The sequence below is a fragment of the Dictyobacter arantiisoli genome, assembly GCF_008326305.1.
GTDB lineage: Bacteria > Chloroflexota > Ktedonobacteria > Ktedonobacterales > Ktedonobacteraceae > Dictyobacter > Dictyobacter arantiisoli.
The window spans coordinates 25,096-44,755 of sequence record NZ_BIXY01000048.1; the positions used below are offsets into that span (position 1 = coordinate 25,096).

15 protein-coding genes are annotated in these 19,660 nt (G+C 51.1%); 7 read left to right on the forward strand and 8 right to left on the reverse strand.

Annotation, left to right across the window (positions count from 1 at the left end; translation table 11 throughout):
* Positions 1-167 precede the first annotated feature (167 nt).
* Both F1593_RS16055 and F1593_RS16060 read left to right on the forward strand, forming a co-directional pair.
* Positions 168-1,070: a DMT family transporter gene (locus F1593_RS16055; RefSeq protein WP_149402577.1), complete on the forward strand. Its 903-nt coding sequence runs from the start codon at positions 168-170 to the stop codon at positions 1,068-1,070.
* A 637-nt stretch (positions 1,071-1,707) separates the two neighbouring features.
* Positions 1,708-3,537, forward strand: coding sequence for a glycosyltransferase (locus tag F1593_RS16060; RefSeq protein ID WP_149402578.1), 1,830 nt, complete (start codon positions 1,708-1,710; stop codon positions 3,535-3,537).
* Positions 3,538-3,678: 141 nt separating this feature from the next.
* Here F1593_RS16060 and F1593_RS16065 read toward each other — a convergent pair whose 3' ends face one another.
* From F1593_RS16065 to F1593_RS16085, 5 genes are all read right to left on the reverse strand, one after another.
* Positions 3,679-6,204, reverse strand: a complete 2,526-nt coding sequence (locus F1593_RS16065) for a DUF8189 domain-containing protein (RefSeq protein ID WP_172632163.1) — start codon at positions 6,202-6,204, stop codon at positions 3,679-3,681.
* Between the two features lie 420 nt (positions 6,205-6,624).
* Positions 6,625-7,488 carry an alpha/beta fold hydrolase gene (locus F1593_RS16070; protein ID WP_149402580.1) on the reverse strand — a complete coding sequence of 288 codons (864 nt, stop codon included), beginning with the start codon at positions 7,486-7,488 and terminating at the stop codon, positions 6,625-6,627.
* Positions 7,489-7,783: 295 nt separating this feature from the next.
* Entirely contained in the window at positions 7,784-8,728 is a 945-nt protein-coding gene (locus F1593_RS16075) for a VWA domain-containing protein (RefSeq protein WP_149402581.1), read from the reverse strand.
* The gene (locus tag F1593_RS16080) at positions 8,725-9,771 is read right to left on the reverse strand and encodes a DUF58 domain-containing protein (protein WP_149402582.1); all 1,047 of its coding nucleotides are present in this window, start codon (positions 9,769-9,771) and stop codon (positions 8,725-8,727) included. The genes F1593_RS16075 and F1593_RS16080 overlap by 4 nt, the downstream gene beginning before the upstream one ends.
* Entirely contained in the window at positions 9,761-10,798 is a 1,038-nt protein-coding gene (locus tag F1593_RS16085) for an AAA family ATPase (protein ID WP_371873860.1), read from the reverse strand. The genes F1593_RS16080 and F1593_RS16085 overlap by 11 nt, the downstream gene beginning before the upstream one ends.
* 479 nt (positions 10,799-11,277) lie before the next feature.
* On the opposite strand from F1593_RS16085, the gene F1593_RS16090 reads away from it, so the two are divergent.
* Positions 11,278-12,582, forward strand: a complete 1,305-nt coding sequence (locus F1593_RS16090; protein WP_149402584.1) for a hypothetical protein — start codon at positions 11,278-11,280, stop codon at positions 12,580-12,582.
* A 28-nt stretch (positions 12,583-12,610) separates the two neighbouring features.
* Here the strand turns inward: F1593_RS16090 and F1593_RS16095 are convergent, their stop codons facing one another.
* The gene (locus tag F1593_RS16095; RefSeq protein ID WP_172632164.1) at positions 12,611-13,384 is read right to left on the reverse strand and encodes a FadR/GntR family transcriptional regulator; all 774 of its coding nucleotides are present in this window, start codon (positions 13,382-13,384) and stop codon (positions 12,611-12,613) included.
* A 572-nt stretch (positions 13,385-13,956) separates the two neighbouring features.
* On the opposite strand from F1593_RS16095, the gene F1593_RS16100 reads away from it, so the two are divergent.
* The 3 genes from F1593_RS16100 to F1593_RS16110 all read left to right on the forward strand — a co-directional run bounded on the left by F1593_RS16100 (position 13,957) and on the right by F1593_RS16110 (position 17,637).
* A complete protein-coding gene (locus F1593_RS16100) occupies positions 13,957-15,465 on the forward strand; it encodes a sugar ABC transporter ATP-binding protein (RefSeq protein WP_172632165.1) in 1,509 nt (502 codons plus the stop codon).
* A complete protein-coding gene (locus F1593_RS16105) occupies positions 15,462-16,499 on the forward strand; it encodes an ABC transporter permease (RefSeq protein ID WP_149402586.1) in 1,038 nt (345 codons plus the stop codon). The genes F1593_RS16100 and F1593_RS16105 overlap by 4 nt, the downstream gene beginning before the upstream one ends.
* Before the next feature lie 106 nt (positions 16,500-16,605).
* The gene (locus tag F1593_RS16110; RefSeq protein WP_149402587.1) at positions 16,606-17,637 is read left to right on the forward strand and encodes an ABC transporter substrate-binding protein; all 1,032 of its coding nucleotides are present in this window, start codon (positions 16,606-16,608) and stop codon (positions 17,635-17,637) included.
* Between the two features lie 84 nt (positions 17,638-17,721).
* Here the strand turns inward: F1593_RS16110 and F1593_RS16115 are convergent, their stop codons facing one another.
* Positions 17,722-17,934, reverse strand: coding sequence for a hypothetical protein (locus F1593_RS16115; protein WP_149402588.1), 213 nt, complete (start codon positions 17,932-17,934; stop codon positions 17,722-17,724).
* Positions 17,935-18,263: 329 nt separating this feature from the next.
* On the opposite strand from F1593_RS16115, the gene F1593_RS16120 reads away from it, so the two are divergent.
* Positions 18,264-19,130 (forward strand): 3'-5' exonuclease, encoded by an 867-nt coding sequence (locus tag F1593_RS16120; protein ID WP_172632166.1) that lies wholly within the window; start codon positions 18,264-18,266, stop codon positions 19,128-19,130.
* Between the two features lie 83 nt (positions 19,131-19,213).
* On the opposite strand, the gene F1593_RS16125 is transcribed toward F1593_RS16120, so the two are convergent.
* Positions 19,214-19,510, reverse strand: coding sequence for a hypothetical protein (locus F1593_RS16125; protein WP_149402590.1), 297 nt, complete (start codon positions 19,508-19,510; stop codon positions 19,214-19,216).
* Positions 19,511-19,660 lie beyond the last annotated feature (150 nt).

Consider the following 19,660-nt stretch of genomic DNA (forward strand, 5'->3'; position numbering starts at 1 on the left):
GGGTTTTGTGGAACCGGCAGTATCGGCTCATGCTAACAGACACCATTTCAGCGCTCGCTGAAACAGGAGTATTTTTTTGTTATGAGCAGAGCCAGGCCTGTCCTTCGCAGCACCGAAGGCACGTATTATGTACGGGTAGTCAGAAGAAGTTACAAGAGGAAACTCCATTGAAGAAGCTAACAGCCAGCATCCAGGTGCTACTGGGTGCAGCCTCATTCGGCATCTTATCCACCATCGTCAAACTCAGCTATAGCCACGGCTTTTCAACCGCAGACATCACTGGTAGCCAGATCCTGTTTGGCTGTCTCTGTTTATGGCTCCTGAGTAGCCGTTCATTCAAAGAACTACGCAGTTTATCCGCCCGCCGCATCGGTACCTTGCTTCTCTGTGGCATCTTTACCGGCACCACAGGTATCTTTTATTATCTCGCACTCCAAAGCGTCTCCGCGTCGCTCGGTGTTGTGCTGCTCTTCCAATTCGTCTGGATGGGCTTTTTGCTGGATTGGATACTCTATCGCCATCGACCAACGCGCAACCAATGGATAGCCATCGTCGTTGTATTGCTTGGTACCGTTCTAGCGGCTGGCAATGAGGCCCTGAGCACCCGGCATCTCAGCCTGCCAGGAATCATACTGGGTTTACTGGCTGCGGCCAGCTATACCGCCAACCTGACCGTCAATGGACGTATTGAACCAACCGTCTCACCGATCCTGCGCAGTACCCTGCTCATCACAGGAGGAACCATCATCACCCTGCTGGTATTCCCGCCGCAATTCATCAGTAACGGCTCACTCAGCCACGAACTCTGGCTCTATACCATCCCACTGGCCCTCTTTGGCATCATCATTCCGCCCTACCTCTATGCCCGAGGTATTCCAACCGTGGGGCCAGCTATGGCTTCAATTCTAGGCTCCATTGAGTTGCCAATCGTGATTACCAGTTCCGCGCTGATCCTGAGAGAACCTATCGCCTACAGCCAATGGTTTGGAGTCCTGTTGATTATTCTCGGCATCTTCATCTCCGAACAGCGTATCATCCTCCATAAAAACTTCAAAATTAGAAAAGCGTAGGCTTATCCAGCGCGTCGGGCCGCCTTCCCCTGGCGGCCCCTGGCAAAACATCTGCCAGAATAGGTTAACGACCCATACCCGATAGAGAGGATAGATCACTCGTATATATAGATACTTTTATAAATTATTGCTCTTCTCTTATTTACAAAAAACTCAATAGCATCTTACGGAGAGCAAAGTAGCTAAGCCCATATACATGGATGTGATTTTCCTGTGAGATTATTAGCAGAATTATTATTTAATCACAGGTATAATAGGGGCATACTATTTACACTGGCTACATTCAAATGTGAAGTGAAAAGTAAACCATTTGAACCAGACCAGCAACATCACTCCCAGGCGTATGGAACATGCCACACGTACCATTGATTTGAAGGTGGGCAGTGTTACCTTCAAATATTGAAATAATATAGTGGGCATACATTGTTATAACAGGTGTCTAATAATTATTCTGATAGATGCAGGTTTTCCATAGCATGCCCGGTTGGATGAAACAAAATATTCACACAAAGTGCCTGACCAGGGCATTGGCTGCACAGAGGAGTATGTTACATTGACACATTTTGCTACATGGGGAAATCCTTGTGAAAGCCTGCCTGTCAGTGTTACTTTAGAAAATACGGCAGAAAATACGGATATGATACAAGAAAAAACCCAACAAAATAATCTCATTACACAATTGGCGCTTCCACGCCCCACTTATGTAAGTGTGCAAATACAGGATGGCAATTTACAGATAGCAGAGTCAGTGGACAATACCGTGGTTACTTATCATAAAGCATTGCACGATACTGCTCCCGATGAGGCGGTTATCACCTGGCTAAAACAGGCGACGAACGAACATAATTTACAGTTTATCGCCGCTTCCTTGCGCGAGGGAGATTTTACGCCAGAGTTGCCTTCCAAACTCTGGTTATTGGGAGATATTGTCCCCTACTGGACCCCGAAAAATACAGGCGACTATGTTTCCCCAGAGGAACGGGTCAAAACGATCCAGAGACGCTTTGATCAAGATAATCTGGTCAATGTGCCCCTCACGCCTGAGCGCGAGGTGGTCGTCAGCGAGTTGGTATCGCTGGAAGATTATCGCGCGACGGTCATGCCTGATCAATTTGAGTTACTGGAGCAGTTTGCCCAGAAGTTCTCTGGCAAGCGGCTGGTCTTTATCAACGCAACCCCCCAGGGCGGTGGTGTCGCTCTAATGCGTCATGCATTGATCCGCCTGCTACGGCTGCTAGGCGTGGACGCCCACTGGCACATTCTGCTCCCATGCAAAGAGGTCTTCGATGTCACCAAATCCAAGATCCATAATGTCCTGCAAAATGTGGCCGCCCCTTCTGTTGAATTAAATGAGGAAGATAAACAACTCTATCGAGAGTGGACGCAGGAGAATGCAAACGTGCTGGCGCCAGTATTCCAGCAAGCGGATGTAATCGTGGTCGATGATCCACAGCCCGCAGGCTTGATTCCGCATATTCGACAGATCAATCCAGCAGCCAGCGTGCTTTATCGTTCACATATTCAAATTGAGGCGGAACTGGCGACGTGTGAGGGCACACCACAGGCCACTACCTGGAACTTCCTGTGGGATTTCATCCAGCAGGCGGACCTCTTTATCAGTCATCCGATGAAGATGTTTGTTCCAAATAACATACCAACCAATAAGATACTCTATATGCCCGCCACGACTGATGCGCTGGACGGCTTGAATAAGCCGCTGACGGAGCAGCAAATGGAGACATATCTGAAGTTGCTTGATCAACTCCTGATCGAGGATGGACAGAAGCCGCTGGACGCTAGGCGACCATATATCGCGCAAATCGCGCGCTTTGATCCTTCCAAGGGTATTCCAGATGTGCTCGATGCCTATCGTCAGTTGCGCGAGATACTGGCGGAGAAGCAACAGCCAATGCCACAACTGGTGATAGCTGGCAATAGTTCTATCGATGATCCCGATGGCGTGCCAATCTTTAGTCTGATCAAACGTATGCTGCAAACCAAGCCATACGCTGCCTTCGCGGATGATATTAAGGTTGTCCGCCTGCCACATCGAGATCAAATTCTGGATACCCTGTTACGCAAGAGTCGGGTAGTGCTCCAGCTTTCCATTAAAGAGGGCTTTGAGATTAAAGTGACCGAGGCACTACTGAAGGGTAAGCCCGTGGTCGCGTATCGTACCGGGGGTATTCCACTACAGATCCAGGATAATGCGAACGGTTTCCTGGTCCCGGTTGGGGAGACAACCCAGGTTGCCAAACATCTCTATGATCTGATGACCGACGAGATTCTGTATGAGAGCATGAGTAACGCCGCCACAGGATTAGTCAATCGGGATTACCTGACTATTGGTAACGCCACCAACTGGCTCTATCTGGCCGTCACACTTGCCAATGGTAAGGAGATTGAAGGGAACTACCAGTGGGTCAGTGCTCTGGCACAACCAAACGAGGAAGAAGCAGTGGCTTGATCGGGGTATTTGGGGACACCCCAAACCCCGGCAAAGGGCTCGCCGCCCTTTGCAATCCCGCTTGAAAAGCAAATGAACTGTAACGCAGACCAGGATGTCCGACTCACAGATAAACAGGTTTGTTTGTTCATAACTAAAATGTCAGTTTAGCGGAGCCCAGGCTTGCCAGCTTCCAGCTTGATAGTAGGTTTGTTGAAGAAGATTATTGATGGTACGCGAGAAGACATCAATACGACCAGGTTCCCAGACGGTGGCAGCAGGGCTTGAGGTCATGACACCTCCCAGGGTCTCCCAGGCGTGCCAGGTTCCATCATAATTGATACGCTGAAGGACGTTGCCGACGCCGCGCACAAAGACATCCAGATGATTGAGGCCGACAGAGACAGCTGCTGGATCGGATTCAAAGGAACCGCCGAGCGATTCCCAGTTGTGCCACGAACCATCATAACCTCGATGCCATAAGGCGCTATCGGTACCACGCACAAAGACATCCAGCCGGTTCACGCCCCAGCTCGCCGCGGATGGGCTTGACAGCAACACACCATCCAGACGATCCCAATCGTGCCATGAGCCATCAAAGGCTTTATGCCATAAGGCATTATCAGTACTGCGCGCAAAGACATCCAAACGGCCAGGCCCCCAGGCCACAACTGAGGGATCAGTAGTCAATGTGCCCCCCAGCGATTCCCAGGCATGCCACGAACCATCATACCAGGCATGCTGAAGCGTATTATCCGCTCCACGCGCAAAAGCATCCAGGCGGCCCGCGCCCCAGCTTGTCACGACCGGATCGAATGCTAATCCATTGAGCGCTAACGTCCAGGCATGCCAGGTTCCATCATAGTGACGCTGCCAGAGTCCACCATCCGTGCCCCGCACAAAGATATCCAATTGACCAGCAAGCCCGGAGACAACAGAGGGGCGGGTCGCATTCAGTACCGTAGGATTCTGCGACACCGGGGTAGGAGTTGACGGGACGACTGTCGCGGTCGGTGGCGCGCTTTTGTGATGCGGCCGGACAGGGATAGGTGTAGGAACAGCTGGCACGGGCTGAAATTTCCCTTCAATAGCCGCAATAGCGCTTCCTCCCACCACGCCAGCTACCAGCACGCTCGCTAATCCTCCAATTACAATACGTCGACGCGCAAGCAAAGTATTGGGCGCTTGTATAGGCGGCGGGGCAGCTCGTACAGATTGTGTTGCGAGCAACAGGTTACGCGACGGAGGCAATGGGCGCATTGCCAGGCGCTGACTGCTGGATGGCAACAGCGGAGGCAGAAGTTCCTGCTGGTTGGGCGAGAGCAAAGGAATCGAAAAGACCTTTTTTACCGCTGGTACAGCCTTGTTCATCCAGAGATGTTTCACAGCGGGAACGCCATGCTCTGTCCACTTCTGCTTCAAATCGGTCAAGACAACCGTAGCCTTTGCAGTCAGAGCCGGTGTCCCTGCCGTCTGATCATCCTTAACGACGGCATCCGAGAGAGGCTGAAGTCCAGGCGAAGAGGCGTAATCCAGGAAACGCCGGGTGCCGCTATTGGATTGTGCGGCGGGCAATTTCAAGGAGTTTGGAGGCAGCGACACTTCCAGATGTCTGCTCACAGTATCTGAGGGCTGCGATGTCAGCAGCTTACTGCTATTGGCCTGTGGGGTGAGGCCGGGCTTACCAAAACGCAATAATTGTGGTTGCTTCCCTGAGAGGGAGAGATCTTGTACCGACATGCTCTGTACAGGAGATACAACAACCTCTGTCTTATCGGATGTGGATGCGGGAGGCAAGGAACTCAGAGCCAGAGCCGACAGGTGAGGCGGGACCGGCGTGCTATCGATGTGCACGCGATCACGCTGCGCGGCATGCTCAAAGGCCACAGCAAAATCCTGCATTGAAGAGTAGCGATCTTGCGGATTCTTGCTCAGGGCACGCATGATGACTGCTTCCAGTTCCAGCGGCACCTCCAGCACTTTATCACACAATGAAGGTGGCGAGATATGGACATGCTGAAGAGCGATTTCCATGTCTGAGCCAACAAAAGGCGGCGTGCCGGACAGCCATTCATAGGCTGCAATTGCCAGTGAATATTGATCGCAAGCAAAACTCGCCTCGCTGGTAAATAATTCAGGGGCCATATAGGTCGTAGTGCCCACAGTTTCTGAAAGATGGGCCGTCGCTACGCCTGGATTGCTGGGCATTCCCTGTAAGGTCACAGCGATACCAAAATCGCTCAATACCAACGCCTTCTGCTCATCCACCAACATATTCTCAGGCTTGACATCGCGATGGATAATCATCTGCTCATGGGCATAGTGGAGGGCCTGGGCCATCTGCTTGACATAGAGTGTAACCAGATCCAGAGGAACACTGCTGCCGATAGGATGCAAGCGGCGCAGGGAGCCATAGGGCGCATAGCTCATCACCAGAAAAGGGATCTCCTGCTCGATACCAAAATCATGGACCATCACAATATGGGGATGGCGCAAACGAGCAATTGTACGCGCTTCCGCGAGAAAGGGAGCGAAAGATTCCGCGCTCAACTGCATGCGTAACACTTTGATCGCAGCCGATGTCTTTAAATAAATATGTTCTCCCAGGTAAACATCGGCAAATCCGCCCTGTCCCAGCAGCTTGAGGAGCTGGTAGTTGCCTAATTGCTTCCCTTCATCATAGGTCATCGAAATGCATGTCCCTTCTGACCCGGCAAGGTGTTGAAATACAGACAGAAACGCCATCGAAAATACGGAGGCAATTTTCTATATTGCACGAGCAAAGCTATTTTACCATGCCAGAAAGGTTTTCTCTTCTATGCTATAAGAAAAGTGGGTAAAAAGTACCCCATTTTCTTCCTAAAAGACAGAGGCCCAGGCAAACACTTTGAATGTGTCGGACTCCCAGTACCATCGGGATCTTACTGTTTGACCTGCTGGCAGGCGCAGGCGCGCCTGCGCCCTTTTTAGTGTGTGGTGTCGGAAAAGTTCTTCGAACTTTTCCGACACCACACACTAAAAAGATGTTTGAGCACCGCAGGTGCGAAAACTCATGCACAGAGATGGTGGAGGGCATGAGAGGCTAACACCTTGTTTGTCTTTGTGGGCTTAGCGAGCCAGCCAGCTAAGTATAGTGCGACTGACGAGATCGGCGGCATCATGTTGTACGAAATGGCTGGCATGTGGGATAGTGAGTAAGGTCCAGTCACGCTCCAGATACTTCCAGGTATCGTTTAAAGCACCCGGCAGGAGATACTGGTCATCCAGACCATGAATCTGCAAAACGGAAGCCTGGATCTTTATGATGGGAGAAGTGTCTTCGGCATAGGGCGGGCGGTCGTAATTCTGTTTATAATACTGCAGGACGCCTTCCATGCTGGTGCGCTTAAAGGCTTCAATATAACGGCTATGCGCGACTGGATCAGTGACCCAGGCACTCAATTTTTCCGGCGTTGAGTTCAGATGCGCGCCTTCTTGCTGATAATTGCGCGCATACTGGCTGTTCTTTTGCTGCTCGGGATTGTGCGCCAGTTCGCGTCTCAGAGCCCGTGGATGCGGCAGATTTAAAATAATCAAGCGTTCGGTCATTTGTGGGAAGTCGGTTGCGAATTGCCAAGAAACCGCTCCACCCCAGTCATGGCCAACCACGATAGCCTGTTGCTGGCCCTGAGCTTCAATAACTGCTTTCATATCGCCGACCAGATACTTCATAGCATACTGCTCGCCCTCTGCAGGCTGATTGCTCAGATTATAGCCGCGTTGATCGTAGGCAACAACACGATAATGGGGAGCAAGCGCCAGCATCTGATTGCGCCAGGTATACCAGAAATCTGGATAGCCGTGTACCATTACCACCAACGGACCGCTGCCCAGCGCGGCATAGTGTATCTTGACACCATTATTATCTGCATAACCATGCTCTACATATTGCTCAATATCGTTTGCCGATACATTTGTAGGGATTTTTTCCATATATCCTTCTCACTATTCAGAACTTTCCCATTCTCTTTATTGTCGTCTTCGGCGGTGGGGAGGGAAGGAGTGGGAAACACACACACCCCACACCCCGGCAGGAGAACTGCCGTTCCCTGCCTGAGAATTGGAAGGCCCTTTTCTATTATTTACCGAGACGGCACGCAAACTGGCTCGCAGCCTGCAGTGTGTCCATTATTTAAACGAGCGAACAGGCGAAGATGTTCCGTTTCATCGTGGAATATATTCATCAGAAAAGCAAGCCAGCACTGCTTGATACTATCAGGAGGAGCGATTATGGGAAGCGTTGAAACCAGTGCAGGCTAAGCATACTGGCAGTCAGGAAGAGAAAGGCACCAAGCATGCTGAGTATAGCAGTAATTTCAGTGGACTCTTTGACCCAGCTAATCTGGCTGCTCAGGTCAGCATAGATTTGCTGTAACGCTTTGCTCTCTCCGGCATAAAAGTAGTGGCCGTTGGTTTGATGGGCAATGGCTTGAAGCGCCGCCTCGTCCAGTCCTGTGCCTGGTTGGCCTTCAGGACCAGATGTATTGCCGCGCGCACCAATGCCAATCGTATTCACTTTAATATGGGCATTACGGGCTCGTAAGGCCGCCAGCGCAGGATCTGTCCCCATGTTGTTGGCTCCATCTGAGAGCAGGACAACGGTTCCAGTTCCAGGATCTCCATTGGCGGCGCGCGGCAATTGCTGAAATTGATCCAGAGCAGTATTAAGGCCATCCCCAATGGCGGTACCGCCGCCGGGCGTGAGACTATCAATAGCACGCTGTACGAGACCGCGATCCAATGTTAATGGCGTACGTAGTGAGGCCACGTTGTTAAAGCTAACCACACCGATCTGGACATTGCCTGGTAACGCATTGATGAATGTATGGGCAGCCTGACGTGCGGCCATGATTCTACTTGGATGCATGTCCTGTGAACCCATTGAGCCGGATACGTCGAAGACCAGCATGACATTGGCTCGCTCCTGTGGCACAGCCAGGATAGCGGTCGGGCGAGCCAGACTGAGAATCAGGATTGCCAACGCACAGCCAAAGATGATCGCCGGTACGTGCCTCCGCATGCCTGGACCACGACCAACAACGCTGCCCAGCAGGGCGAGATTAGTGAAACGTACCGCATATACGCTGCGCTTCTTCTGGGCCAATAGATAAAGCCAGATGAGTAGCGGGATGAGTAGGAGTAAGAAGAGGCAAAAAGGCCATTGGAAGGTCATTGCGCTTCTCCTTTCCTGCCAGCTATCTCCACATCGGATACATGTCCAACACGCGGAAGTGTACTTGTATGGCGCAACCGGCGTGTTTGGCGTTTCTGTAGAAAAGAGATCAGGGTCGCCAGGAGCTCTGCATCGGTGCTGAGAGAGAGTAACTCGCTGCCACACCTGATAAGATCAGCCTGGAGCCGCTGCGTCTGCTGATGGGCAGATTGCTGAAAACGGGCTCGTAGCCGGGCATTGCTTGTATCCACCAGAAGTTGTTGGCCCGTCTCTGGATCTTCAAAGGTGACCAACCCGACATCAGGCAGTTCGCCTTCACGTGGATCGGTGATGCGGACAGCGATGATTTCATGGCGTTGCGCTAATTTTGCCAGCGTGCTCTGCCAGCCATCTGTGACCAGAAAGTCAGAGATCAGCACGATTAATGAGCGACGCCGGATGACTGTATGGGCACGCTTCAGGACAGCTGTTAGATCGGTTGGTCCACCATGTGGATCGGCAACCTGCTGATGCAGTTGTGTAAGGAGGCGGGTCAGGTGGACATGTCCACAAGCGGGTGGAATCAACAGACCCGGATATTCGGCAAACAGTAAAGCACCCAGGCGGTTGCCCGCTCGACTGAGCAACTGACCCGCCAGCGCGACAAACTCCAACGCTTGCTCGCGCTTCAGGCAATTCGCCGTGCCCCAATTCGTCGAGGCGCTTGTATCCAGGAGAAACCAGACATCCAGAGCACGTTCCACACGCGATTCGCGGATCATCGGCTGCTCCATACGCGCAGAAATGTTCCAATCAATAAAACGAATGTCATCGCCCGGCTGATAGGCACGAATCTCAGAGAACTCGACGCCGGGTCCCAGAAAGTACGAATGCTCGCTACCGCCCAGATAGCTGGCGAGAGGCCGAAGTATTCTCCAGTTCAGGCGGCTCAACAGACGCTGCCTGCTCACCTGCTTGTGAGAGATGGAGACTGCTTCATCCACAACGGCAGGGGACGGCGAGAAAGTTTTCAGGGATTTTATAACAGGCCAATCACGCCACATAGTTATCCCCCAGATCAATCTGTGGTGGTGGAAAACGTTGCAGCAGGTCCGCGACAATCGTATCCGCCGTCACTCCATCAGCCGCAGCTTCATAGCTAAAGACCATGCGATGACGCAACACATCGAGCGCCAGATCAGCCACATCGCGTGGCAGGACATAGTGGCGTCCACGCAGAAAGGCCAGCGCACGCGCACCCGCAACCAGATTGATCGAGGCACGCGGACTACCACCATAGAGCAACGCCTGCTTCAAATGTCCCAGGCCATGGCGCTCCGGCTCACGCGTCGCATGCACCAGCGTCGCCGCATAAAACACAACATGTGGATCTACATAGATCTGATCCACCCGCTGCTGAAACTCGCGGAGTTGATCCGACGACAGGAGGGTCCGCAACGTCACATGGACACCGGTCATGCGCTCAACAATCACCACCTCATCCTCATACGACGGATAATCGACCAGCACTTTGAACATAAAGCGATCCAGTTGCGCTTCGGGGAGAGGATAGGTTCCATCAGATTCGATAGGATTCTGCGTCGCCAGAACGAGGAAAGGATCAGGGATACGATGCGTCTCTTTGCCAATCGTCACCTGATGCTCTTGCATCACTTCTAAAAGGGCAGATTGCACTTTAGCCGGAGCACGATTAATCTCATCCGCCAGTAAGAGGTTCACAAAGATGGGCCCCAATTCAACCATAAATTCAGCGTTTTTTGCATTATAGATGCGCGTCCCAATCAAATCTGCTGGAACCAGATCAGGCGTAAACTGCACGCGTCCGAATTTGCCACCGATTACCTGAGCCAGGGCCTTGATCGTTGCCGTCTTCGCCAGCCCTGGCACTCCTTCCAACAAGACATGTCCACGGGCCAGCAAAGCCACCAGTAGACGTTCCAGGAGATGATCTTGACCAACGATCAAGCGCTTCACCTCAAACAATACCGGCTCAATCGGTGATGGTTGTACAGGTGCCAGGGATGGTCCAGGTGGCGCGGAACGCTGTGGTTGAGGATGAATCATCGGCATAATCCTTTTTTTCGTTCTGACACAATCTCTTCAAGACATTCATTTACTCTTCGTCATTGACTCTATATGGTTTGAAAAACTATCAAAGATAGATATTTGTTATCACTATTCATCGACAACCGATCTCATTTACATTACGTATTCCGCAATAAATTGAATATTTTCTACATGATTTGTAACTATTCAGGTACCCTGTACCTCTCAAGCCGCCTTGCGGCGGGGAAGGAGGGGGTTGGGCGGGGACTCCCCGCTCCCCGCGAAGGGGCCTTGCAGGCCCCCTCGACCCCCTTGCTGAATAGTTACCATGATTTTATAAATATCGAGCTCTCCGTCCTTGCGGGTGATGGTGGAAGAGGAAAGTTGCGAGGACAGCTCGCGCTCCGCCTGGGGCTGCCGCCACTACATCCCGCTTTCAGCCTGTCTTTTGAGTATCTGGTTACAATAGCATCAAGTAGGTTAGTATGAAAAAGGGAGATGATATGTACAATACATTAAAAAAGCACACATGCTTAGCTGTAGCAATAGTGCTGGTGTTGCTACTGATCGCGAGTAGCCTCAAGGGCAGTATGCAAGCACAGGCGGCAAGTAGCAAGATGCAGACAGGCAAGGTTGATCCAACCATCGATCAGGTAGCGCAAGAGGTACTCTGGAATATACGTACCAACGGCTTTAATCCTATCGCAAAGACGAAAGGCATGGTTACCGGTGGCCTGTACGTCAACTGGCGGATGGACAATCCAGGCATCACCAATAATGTAAATCCCAATAGCAACGATGATCCCCCCAGCAGCCACGATATCCAGACAGACCTCTTTTATCTCAATGCGCTAGCCGAATATAAATATCTGCATGGACAGGAGAGTAGCCATGATCAGGATATTGCCCGCATTACCCCCATCGTCCATAACGAGTTCTTCAATTATAATCTACCTAAAGGCTGGGTTTATTTTTATCTTTTGCGCGATGGCTATCTGCTCAATGATCCAGTTTTAACTCAGGAAGCACAGATGGCGGCTACCAACTATTACAATAATTGGTATGATCAGAGATTAGGGCTGCTCTATAATAAATCCCACACGCCTGGTGTCTATAGTGTTGAACATTCGCTTACCGCTGGAGCCGCCTTGATTGATGCAGGCACACGGATGGGTCATCCAGAGTGGGTACAGGCGGGCAAAGCAACAATCAATACGGTGCTACCCGCCTCTTATAATATCCAGGCCCAACTCTTTTACAATAATATGACGGTAAATGCTGATGGATCAGAGATGGTAATGAATGAACAGGGAAAGGCCAGCACCCAGGGGAGCGCGGTTGAAGCACTGCTGGCTGCCTATGAGATCACCCACAATCCACAATATCTCACCATCAGTACCGCAGTTTTGCAGAGCCTGTTCACTACCAGTGGATTATGGGATCAGAGAAATGGTGGTCTGTTCTTCGCGTATGACTTGAATAGCAGGACGTTAGAACAAAAGTATAAAGAGACACGCGCTCAGGCTCATATCTTGATCGGCCTCTACCGCTATAATCAAATCATGCGCCAGCTGGGACAATCACAGCAATTTCTAGATAAACAGCAACAACTGATCAACCTTTTAAGTACTAATTTCTACCAGCCAATCTACCATGGCTATTTCTATCGTGTCACACCAACCTTTGGGAACGTGATCTCAAACGGTCCCGATGGCACTCCACAGCCCGAAATTTACTTTACAACCGAAGCCATGGGACTTGCGCTAGATGCGCTCCAGCAAACTGAATTTTCCACCATTTCATTGTAAATGCAAAGCTATCCACAGATGTCGCACGTCAGGGAAGTAGAGTCGTGCCGTCGCTGTTACCTAACAGGCGACGGCGCACTTCCTGACGATACCAGCCGAGAACGGTTTCAACATGATGTTGGGCGGCCTGCGCGGCTGTGTCAGGATTCCCTCCTTTGATAGCTTCAAAGATGGCCTCATGATGCTCTACCGAGGCAAGTGAGGAGCCGGGCGATCCTCCGGTCATGACTTTGACAGCCCAGCGTTGGAGATGGAGAATGCTGGCAACGGTTTCGACAAGAAAAGGATTATGAGTGGCATGAGCAATCGCAAGATGAAAACGGTCGTCACTCTCCATAAAACGCTCTTGCTGGGCGGCTTCGGCTTGCGCACGATTGGCCTGCACAATCTGTTCTAGCTCACGCAGTTCGACCAGCGTAATCTGTTCCGTAGCCAGGCGAGCAGTAATCATCTCTTGCATACAGCGGAACTCAAAGAGCGCCTGAATGTGCTCAGGGTCAACAACCATAGAGAATTTGAAGGCTGGTCGGGCTACAAGTTGTGTCCCCTGCGCCACATAGATACCTACTCCTTTGCGCGCCGCCACCAATCCAGTTGCGGTCAGATATTTAATCGCTTCGCGTACGATGCTGCGGCTCACCCCAAACTGTTCACCCAGCCGCTGCTCGGTTGGCAGACGATCCCCGGGCTTCATATTCGTAGATGTGATAAAAGCAACGATTTTTTCGGCCACAATCTCATATTGTGGCCGATACGCAGGGACATTTATCTCTGCAGAAGATGTATGGTCATGATGCTTCACAGGCTCACCTATAACGTGCAATAGTACAACACCTGGTACTACTCCACGACAATTTTTCCCCGTCGCTGGGAAGTAACATACAGATTTTGCATGCGAGGATCAAAATGTATCATACTCAAGTATGAGCAACTCTGCTGAGAGTATACCTATAATTTCCTTCTTTTTCAAGGTACCACAACACTTATACAAAACCACAATGGCTCTCTGTCCTTCCGGGTGGTGGAAGAGGGAAGGTGCGAGGACTGTCATGCCCCTGGCATACCTGCCGCCCCTGCACCCCGCTTTCACCCTGAAGGATGTAGACCCACCACAATCTGCATCTTGACAAGTATTTCTCTGTAATGTTATAACCCTCATATGGTTCCAAACGTCTAAAGCAAGCAGAGGGGATTAAGCACTTTTCTATTTGTCTTTGACACAAATGTGTTGAACACATACTGGCATTCAATTTCTCTTCATGTGCAATGTTGGCCGCCTTCGGAGGCGGGTACCCTGCTTCTCATCTGCACAACCGAATATCACAGGAAACGTGTTCTCTTGCTTCTCAAGGCATTGTTGCAAGGAAGGTAAACATGTCGTTATCCAAAGATGAACCTGTCCTTCGGTTACAACATATTTCAAAGCAATTCCCTGGCGTCTTCGCCGTCAATGATGTCAGCCTGGATGTATATCCGGGTGAGGTGCATGTAGTGGCAGGCGAAAATGGGGCCGGGAAATCTACGCTGATGAAACTGTTGTCTCAGGTTGAAAAACCAAGTAGTGGGACGATCTTACTCAATCATGAGCCGATCCGCTTCCACGGTCCTCAGCATGCCCAATCCCTGGGTATTGCCATGATCTATCAGGAGTTCGCCCTCGCCCCCCATCTCACTATCGCGCAAAACATGTTTTTGGGACAGGAGCCGCTGCGCCTGGGCTTGATTGATCGCTCCACCGAGATACAACGTTCACGCACGTTACTGAAACAGGTTGGTCTAAACATCGATCCACGCCGATTGGTTTCCGGGCTCTCCGTGGCTGAGCAACAATTAGTCGAGATCGCGAAAGCGCTTTCTCTGGATGCGAAGGTCGTAATCATGGATGAGCCGACTGCGACTCTCACCGAACAAGAAATCCATGAGCTCTTCAACGTCATTCATAACATGACCGAACGGGGCATCGCTATTCTCTATATTTCGCATCGTCTGGATGAGATTTTTCGTATTGCGCACCGCGTGACAGTGATGCGCGATGGTCAGGTCGTAGCGACCCTGCCGCGCGCCGAGATTGATGAGAAAAAGTTGATCCGCCTGATGGTAGGACGCGAAATTGCCAATCTGTATCCCAAACCGAGCACAACAATTGGCGAGGTCGTCCTGCGCGTAACAGGCATCACCCGTGCTCACGTACTGCGAAATTGCTCATTTGAACTTCACGCGGGCGAAATTCTGGGCTTCGCTGGTCTGGTTGGGGCGGGGCGCACGGAACTGGCGCGGGCAATTTTCGGAGCCGACCGTATCGATGCTGGCACGATTGAAGTCGAGGGAAAAAAGGTACGCATCAAGTCGCCTGAAGCGGCTATTCAGGCTGGTATTGGCTACCTGACTGAGGATCGCAAACGCGATGGGCTGGCGATGAATCTCGGCATCGATCAGAACATCACCATGGCGCATTTGCCCGTTGTCGCTGGCATCCTGAATCTGGGTCAGGAGCGGCGAACAGCCCTGCAAGCACGCGACCAGCTACGCATACGCACGCCCTCGATACGCCGCAAAGTGGAGGTGCTATCGGGAGGAACGCAACAAAAAGTCATCGTCGCTCGCTGGCTAGAAACGCAGGCCAAAGTCCTTTTCTTCGACGAGCCGACACGCGGCATTGATGTCGGGGCCAAAGCTGAGATCTTTGATCTGATCGGTAAATTGGCTCAGCAGGGACGAGCGATTATCCTTATCTCTTCCTATTTGCCTGAACTACTCAATATGTGTGATCGCATTCTCGTTATACGCGAAGGACAGATTGCAGGAGCAGTTGAGCGGGAACAATTTTCTGAAGAGAGAATTATTGCGTTGGCTACGGGTGCCAGGGAGATCGAAGCACAATGAAAAATATCATCAATTCATCATCCGAGGTCGCAGATCAGCCACCCATTGAAGAGGTAGGCGCATCCTTCACGCAACGCTTGCGCGAAAGGTTAGTCGATGTAGTAGCCCAGCTCGCCGCCGGTGGAGCGCTGATTATCGTCTTTATTTATCTCACATTCGCCTCGCCAGTCTTTTTAACCCTGAATAATCTTTTCAATATTGTCTCACAAACAGCGGTCACCGCTGTCATCGCTATTGGCATGACCTTTGTCATCATCACCTCCGGCATTGATCTTTCGGTTGGCTCTAACGCCGCGCTATCCGGGGTGCTGGGCGTGATGCTGATCGTCAACTCTGGTGTTCCCTGGCCGCTGGCGATCCTGGGAGGAACCATCATTGGTGGCATCATCGGACTGGTCAATGGCTTACTCATCAACGCTGCCCGCCTGAGTCCCTTTATCACCACCCTGGGTATGATGGGCGTGGCACGCGGATTGGTCTCGATCTTCACCAACTCGGTGGGCGTATATGGTACACCAGATGACTTCCAATTGCTGGGGCAGGGAACCATCTATGGCATCCCTATTCCTCTGCTGGTCGTGGTGCTGCTGGCCCTGCTCGCCCATCTTATCCTCAATCGCACGCGGCTCGGTCGCTATACCTATGCGATTGGCTCCAATGGCGAGGCCGCACGTCTCTCGGGTATTCCCATCAAACGCTATTTGACCCTTATCTATGTTATCCAGGGGCTGCTGGCGGGTTTCGCGGGCATGATCGCGTCCTCACGTGTCAATTCAGGACAACCGAACTTTGGCATTGGCCTTGAACTTGATGTTATTGCCGCGGCCGTGATCGGTGGCGCCAGTCTGTTTGGAGGGCAGGGAACCATTCTTGGTACCCTGATCGGGGCCTTTCTGATCTCAATTATCCGCAATGGCGCGGTCCTTTTGAACGTCAACATTTACTATCAGAATGTCATCATCGGTGTAGTGATCTGGCTTGCGGTCTTCTGGGATCAATTCCGACGCCGGAAGTTCGCAGTAGCATCACGATAAATCCATCCATTGCTGCCATTTTCTTTCGTTCCTGTAAACATCCCCATACGGGGACCTATGCCCATTAAGGACATAGTTACACGATGAACCCGCAAAGGAGTACGCAATGAAGCGAAGCATTGCACGGATTCTCACAACGGTGGTCTTAGCCATCGTTGCCTTGCAAACGGTTGCCTGTGGCGGAGTACAAGTTCAATCATCAAACCCAACAGGTAACAGCGGCGGTAAGAGTACGCCTACGAATGGACCGATCAAGATTGTAGTGGTACCAAAAGCAGTCGGTTCAAACTATTGGGAACAGGTACAAAAAGGCGCGCAGTGCGCCCAATCAAAACTACAGAACGTGACAATGCAATGGGATGGTGTCTCGGCTGAAACCGATGTCACGGGACAGATTAATCTGCTTACCAACTACATTACGCAGGGGGTAAATGGAATTGTCTATGCCGCAACGGATGCCAGGGCACTCACCGAAACCAGCACAAAGGCGGTCAACGCAAATATTAAGGTCATCAATATCGACTCGGGCACGAACCCTCAACCCGCCAATGTGCCGCTGTTCGCTACAGACAATACAGCATCCGCCGTCAAGGCCGCTGACCTCCTGTCACAGGCGCTCAATGGCAAAGGCAAAGTTGCCTTCATTCCTTTCCAGGCAGGATCATCCACCAGCGACCAACGGGCCGCGGGCTTTAAACAGGGCTTAGCCAAGCATCCAGAACTGCAACTGGTCGCGGAACAGTATAGCCAGAGCGATCCAAATACCGCCCTGCGCGTCACTGAGAATATTCTCAGTGCCCATCCTGATATCACGGGCATCTTTGCTGCTAACGAGCCAGGCGTTATCGGGGCCGCCCAGGCTGTCCATAAGGCAGGCAAGGATGGAAAAATCACGATCATTGGCTGGGATGCCGCTCCCGACGAAGTCAAAGGTGTCCAGAATGGCACGATCAGCGCCCTCGTCGTACAGAATCCATTCCGCATGGGCTACGATGGCCTGAATGCCGCCGTCAATGCTGTACGCGGCAAAGCAGTCAGTAGTGAAGATACCGGTGTCACCTTTGTCACGAAAGCAAACCTCAACGATAGCAAAGTCCAGGCAGTCTTAAATCCAAGCTGTGCTAATCCTCCCGTGTAAACTCACTGATTAGCTGAAAGGTCAGAGAAAAAAAGGAGTATCCCGAAGCGGGATACTCCTTTTTTTCTCTGGTAGAAGATGAAATTAACGCTCTTTGATTTCTTTCTGAAAAAATCCAACAATCGCGGCGGCCAAACCCATCACCAGTAAAAACACCTCGAAGCCCGGAAATAACTTCAGAATGGCCGGTGGATTACTGCCGGAAACGGCAAAAATGGCAGGCGCGATATTCTGTGCCAGGCCAACCGCTAACAGCATCAGCACTAATCCCAACAACATTAATTTGATCGACTTCATCAACATAATACCTTTCTAGAAATGAGCACATTATACCTATTTAAGATGAGCAGAGAAAAGATGAATAAGCCCTTTTCCTTGTAAAATAGCACACGGCAGCCCGCTACTCTGCATTTTTCGACTCCGGGGCAAGAAAATGAACCATTTATCCTAGTCATCGACTCATCTTCAGCGGAGCAGGTTGCTCGCTACGCGGGCGAAAGGAGAGAGCAAGATGCATGAGAACGCCCTGCACCTTCTCTCTTCTCTCTCCTTTTTATTGCCGCGAAAAGCAGAATATGATATATTTCCTCAAGGTGATCGATTGCTTGAGAGGAGACACTGAAGATATGGCGCTTGAAAATAATGAGCGTGAACAATTAAATGCAGCGCTCAAACGCCATGGCTATCGTTGGGTCAAAGAGAACGGTCAGTGGATCTTGAAAGATCCACAGGGCAGGACGATAACGCCAGAAAAAGCGATGAGTATGATTCAGAAGAATGTGGCGGCTTCCGCGACATCAGTATCCGCCGCATCGGCGCCGACACCCGCGAAGTCCAGACCTGTACGGCAGGCAAAGGCGTCAACACCACCACAAACGGCTACCACTTCCCCGGCACCAGCACCAGCACCAGCACTCCAAAAAGCGCCACCAGTGCAACTCCATTTAAATGATCGACCCGCGATTGTCAGCTGGGCGCAGCAAATTATCAGGCGGCGTCCACTTATTTTTGATCTCGAGACGATTCAGCCAGGCTTGAATGATGAAATCATTGAGGTGTCGCTGGTAGATCTGGCTGGTCGTATCATCTTCCATTCGCTGATCAAGCCCGATCAGGCAATTGAGGCGACCAACAGCGATATGCATGGTATTCCCACGAATATGCTTTTACAGGCTCCCATCCTACCTGAGATCTGGCCTCAACTGTATCCATTATTGATTCAAAATGAACTCATTATTTTTAGCGCAGCCTATAAAATACGTATTTTGAGACAGGCGGCGGCCTTTTATCAACTGGGACTCTCAGCGATTGTATCCCATTGCCTGATGGTGAAATATGCTATGTATGCAGGCGTCAAGGCGACCGAACGCGACTATAAATTACATACCTTGCCAGAGGCATGCGCAGCCCTTAAAATACCCACGGGAAGCGGACGAGCACTGGAAGACGCTGAAGCTACCCGCCAACTTCTCCTGACCCTCACAAACGCATAAGCCAATGTGTAGACCTCGCCTTTTCGGTGCGGTCTACACATTGATGAGGATATGGTAAGTATATATCCTGCCAGGATAGCTGCTTATTGAGGTGGGGGGGAATCTTGAGGATTATTAGATGAATGCTTTCCTAATAATCCCCCCAGAATGCCGCCTGCATTGCTGACAAGGTGACCAACCTGATTTTGCAGATTGTTCAGAACACCTGAAGCGGCTCCCTTGGCTTGATCGGCAAATTGTTCACCCCCGGGAAGCTTTCCCGCGAACTGATCAATAACCTGGTCAATCTTCTGCTGCGCCACTTCACGTGCAGCTTGAAGTTGTTCAGGACTTTGTACCTCAGCGTTATCTGCTGGAGGAGTATTTTCTTGCTCTGACATGATCTCGAAACCTCTCACTTTTCCCGGGTACTCATATTGACAAAGACAGATCTGTTAACTGCGACAATGCAAGAACATGAGCTATGATTCAGAACACAGACACTCTAAGAACGTTTTTTGTCTCTATTCGGAGTCACTCATCGTGAGCAA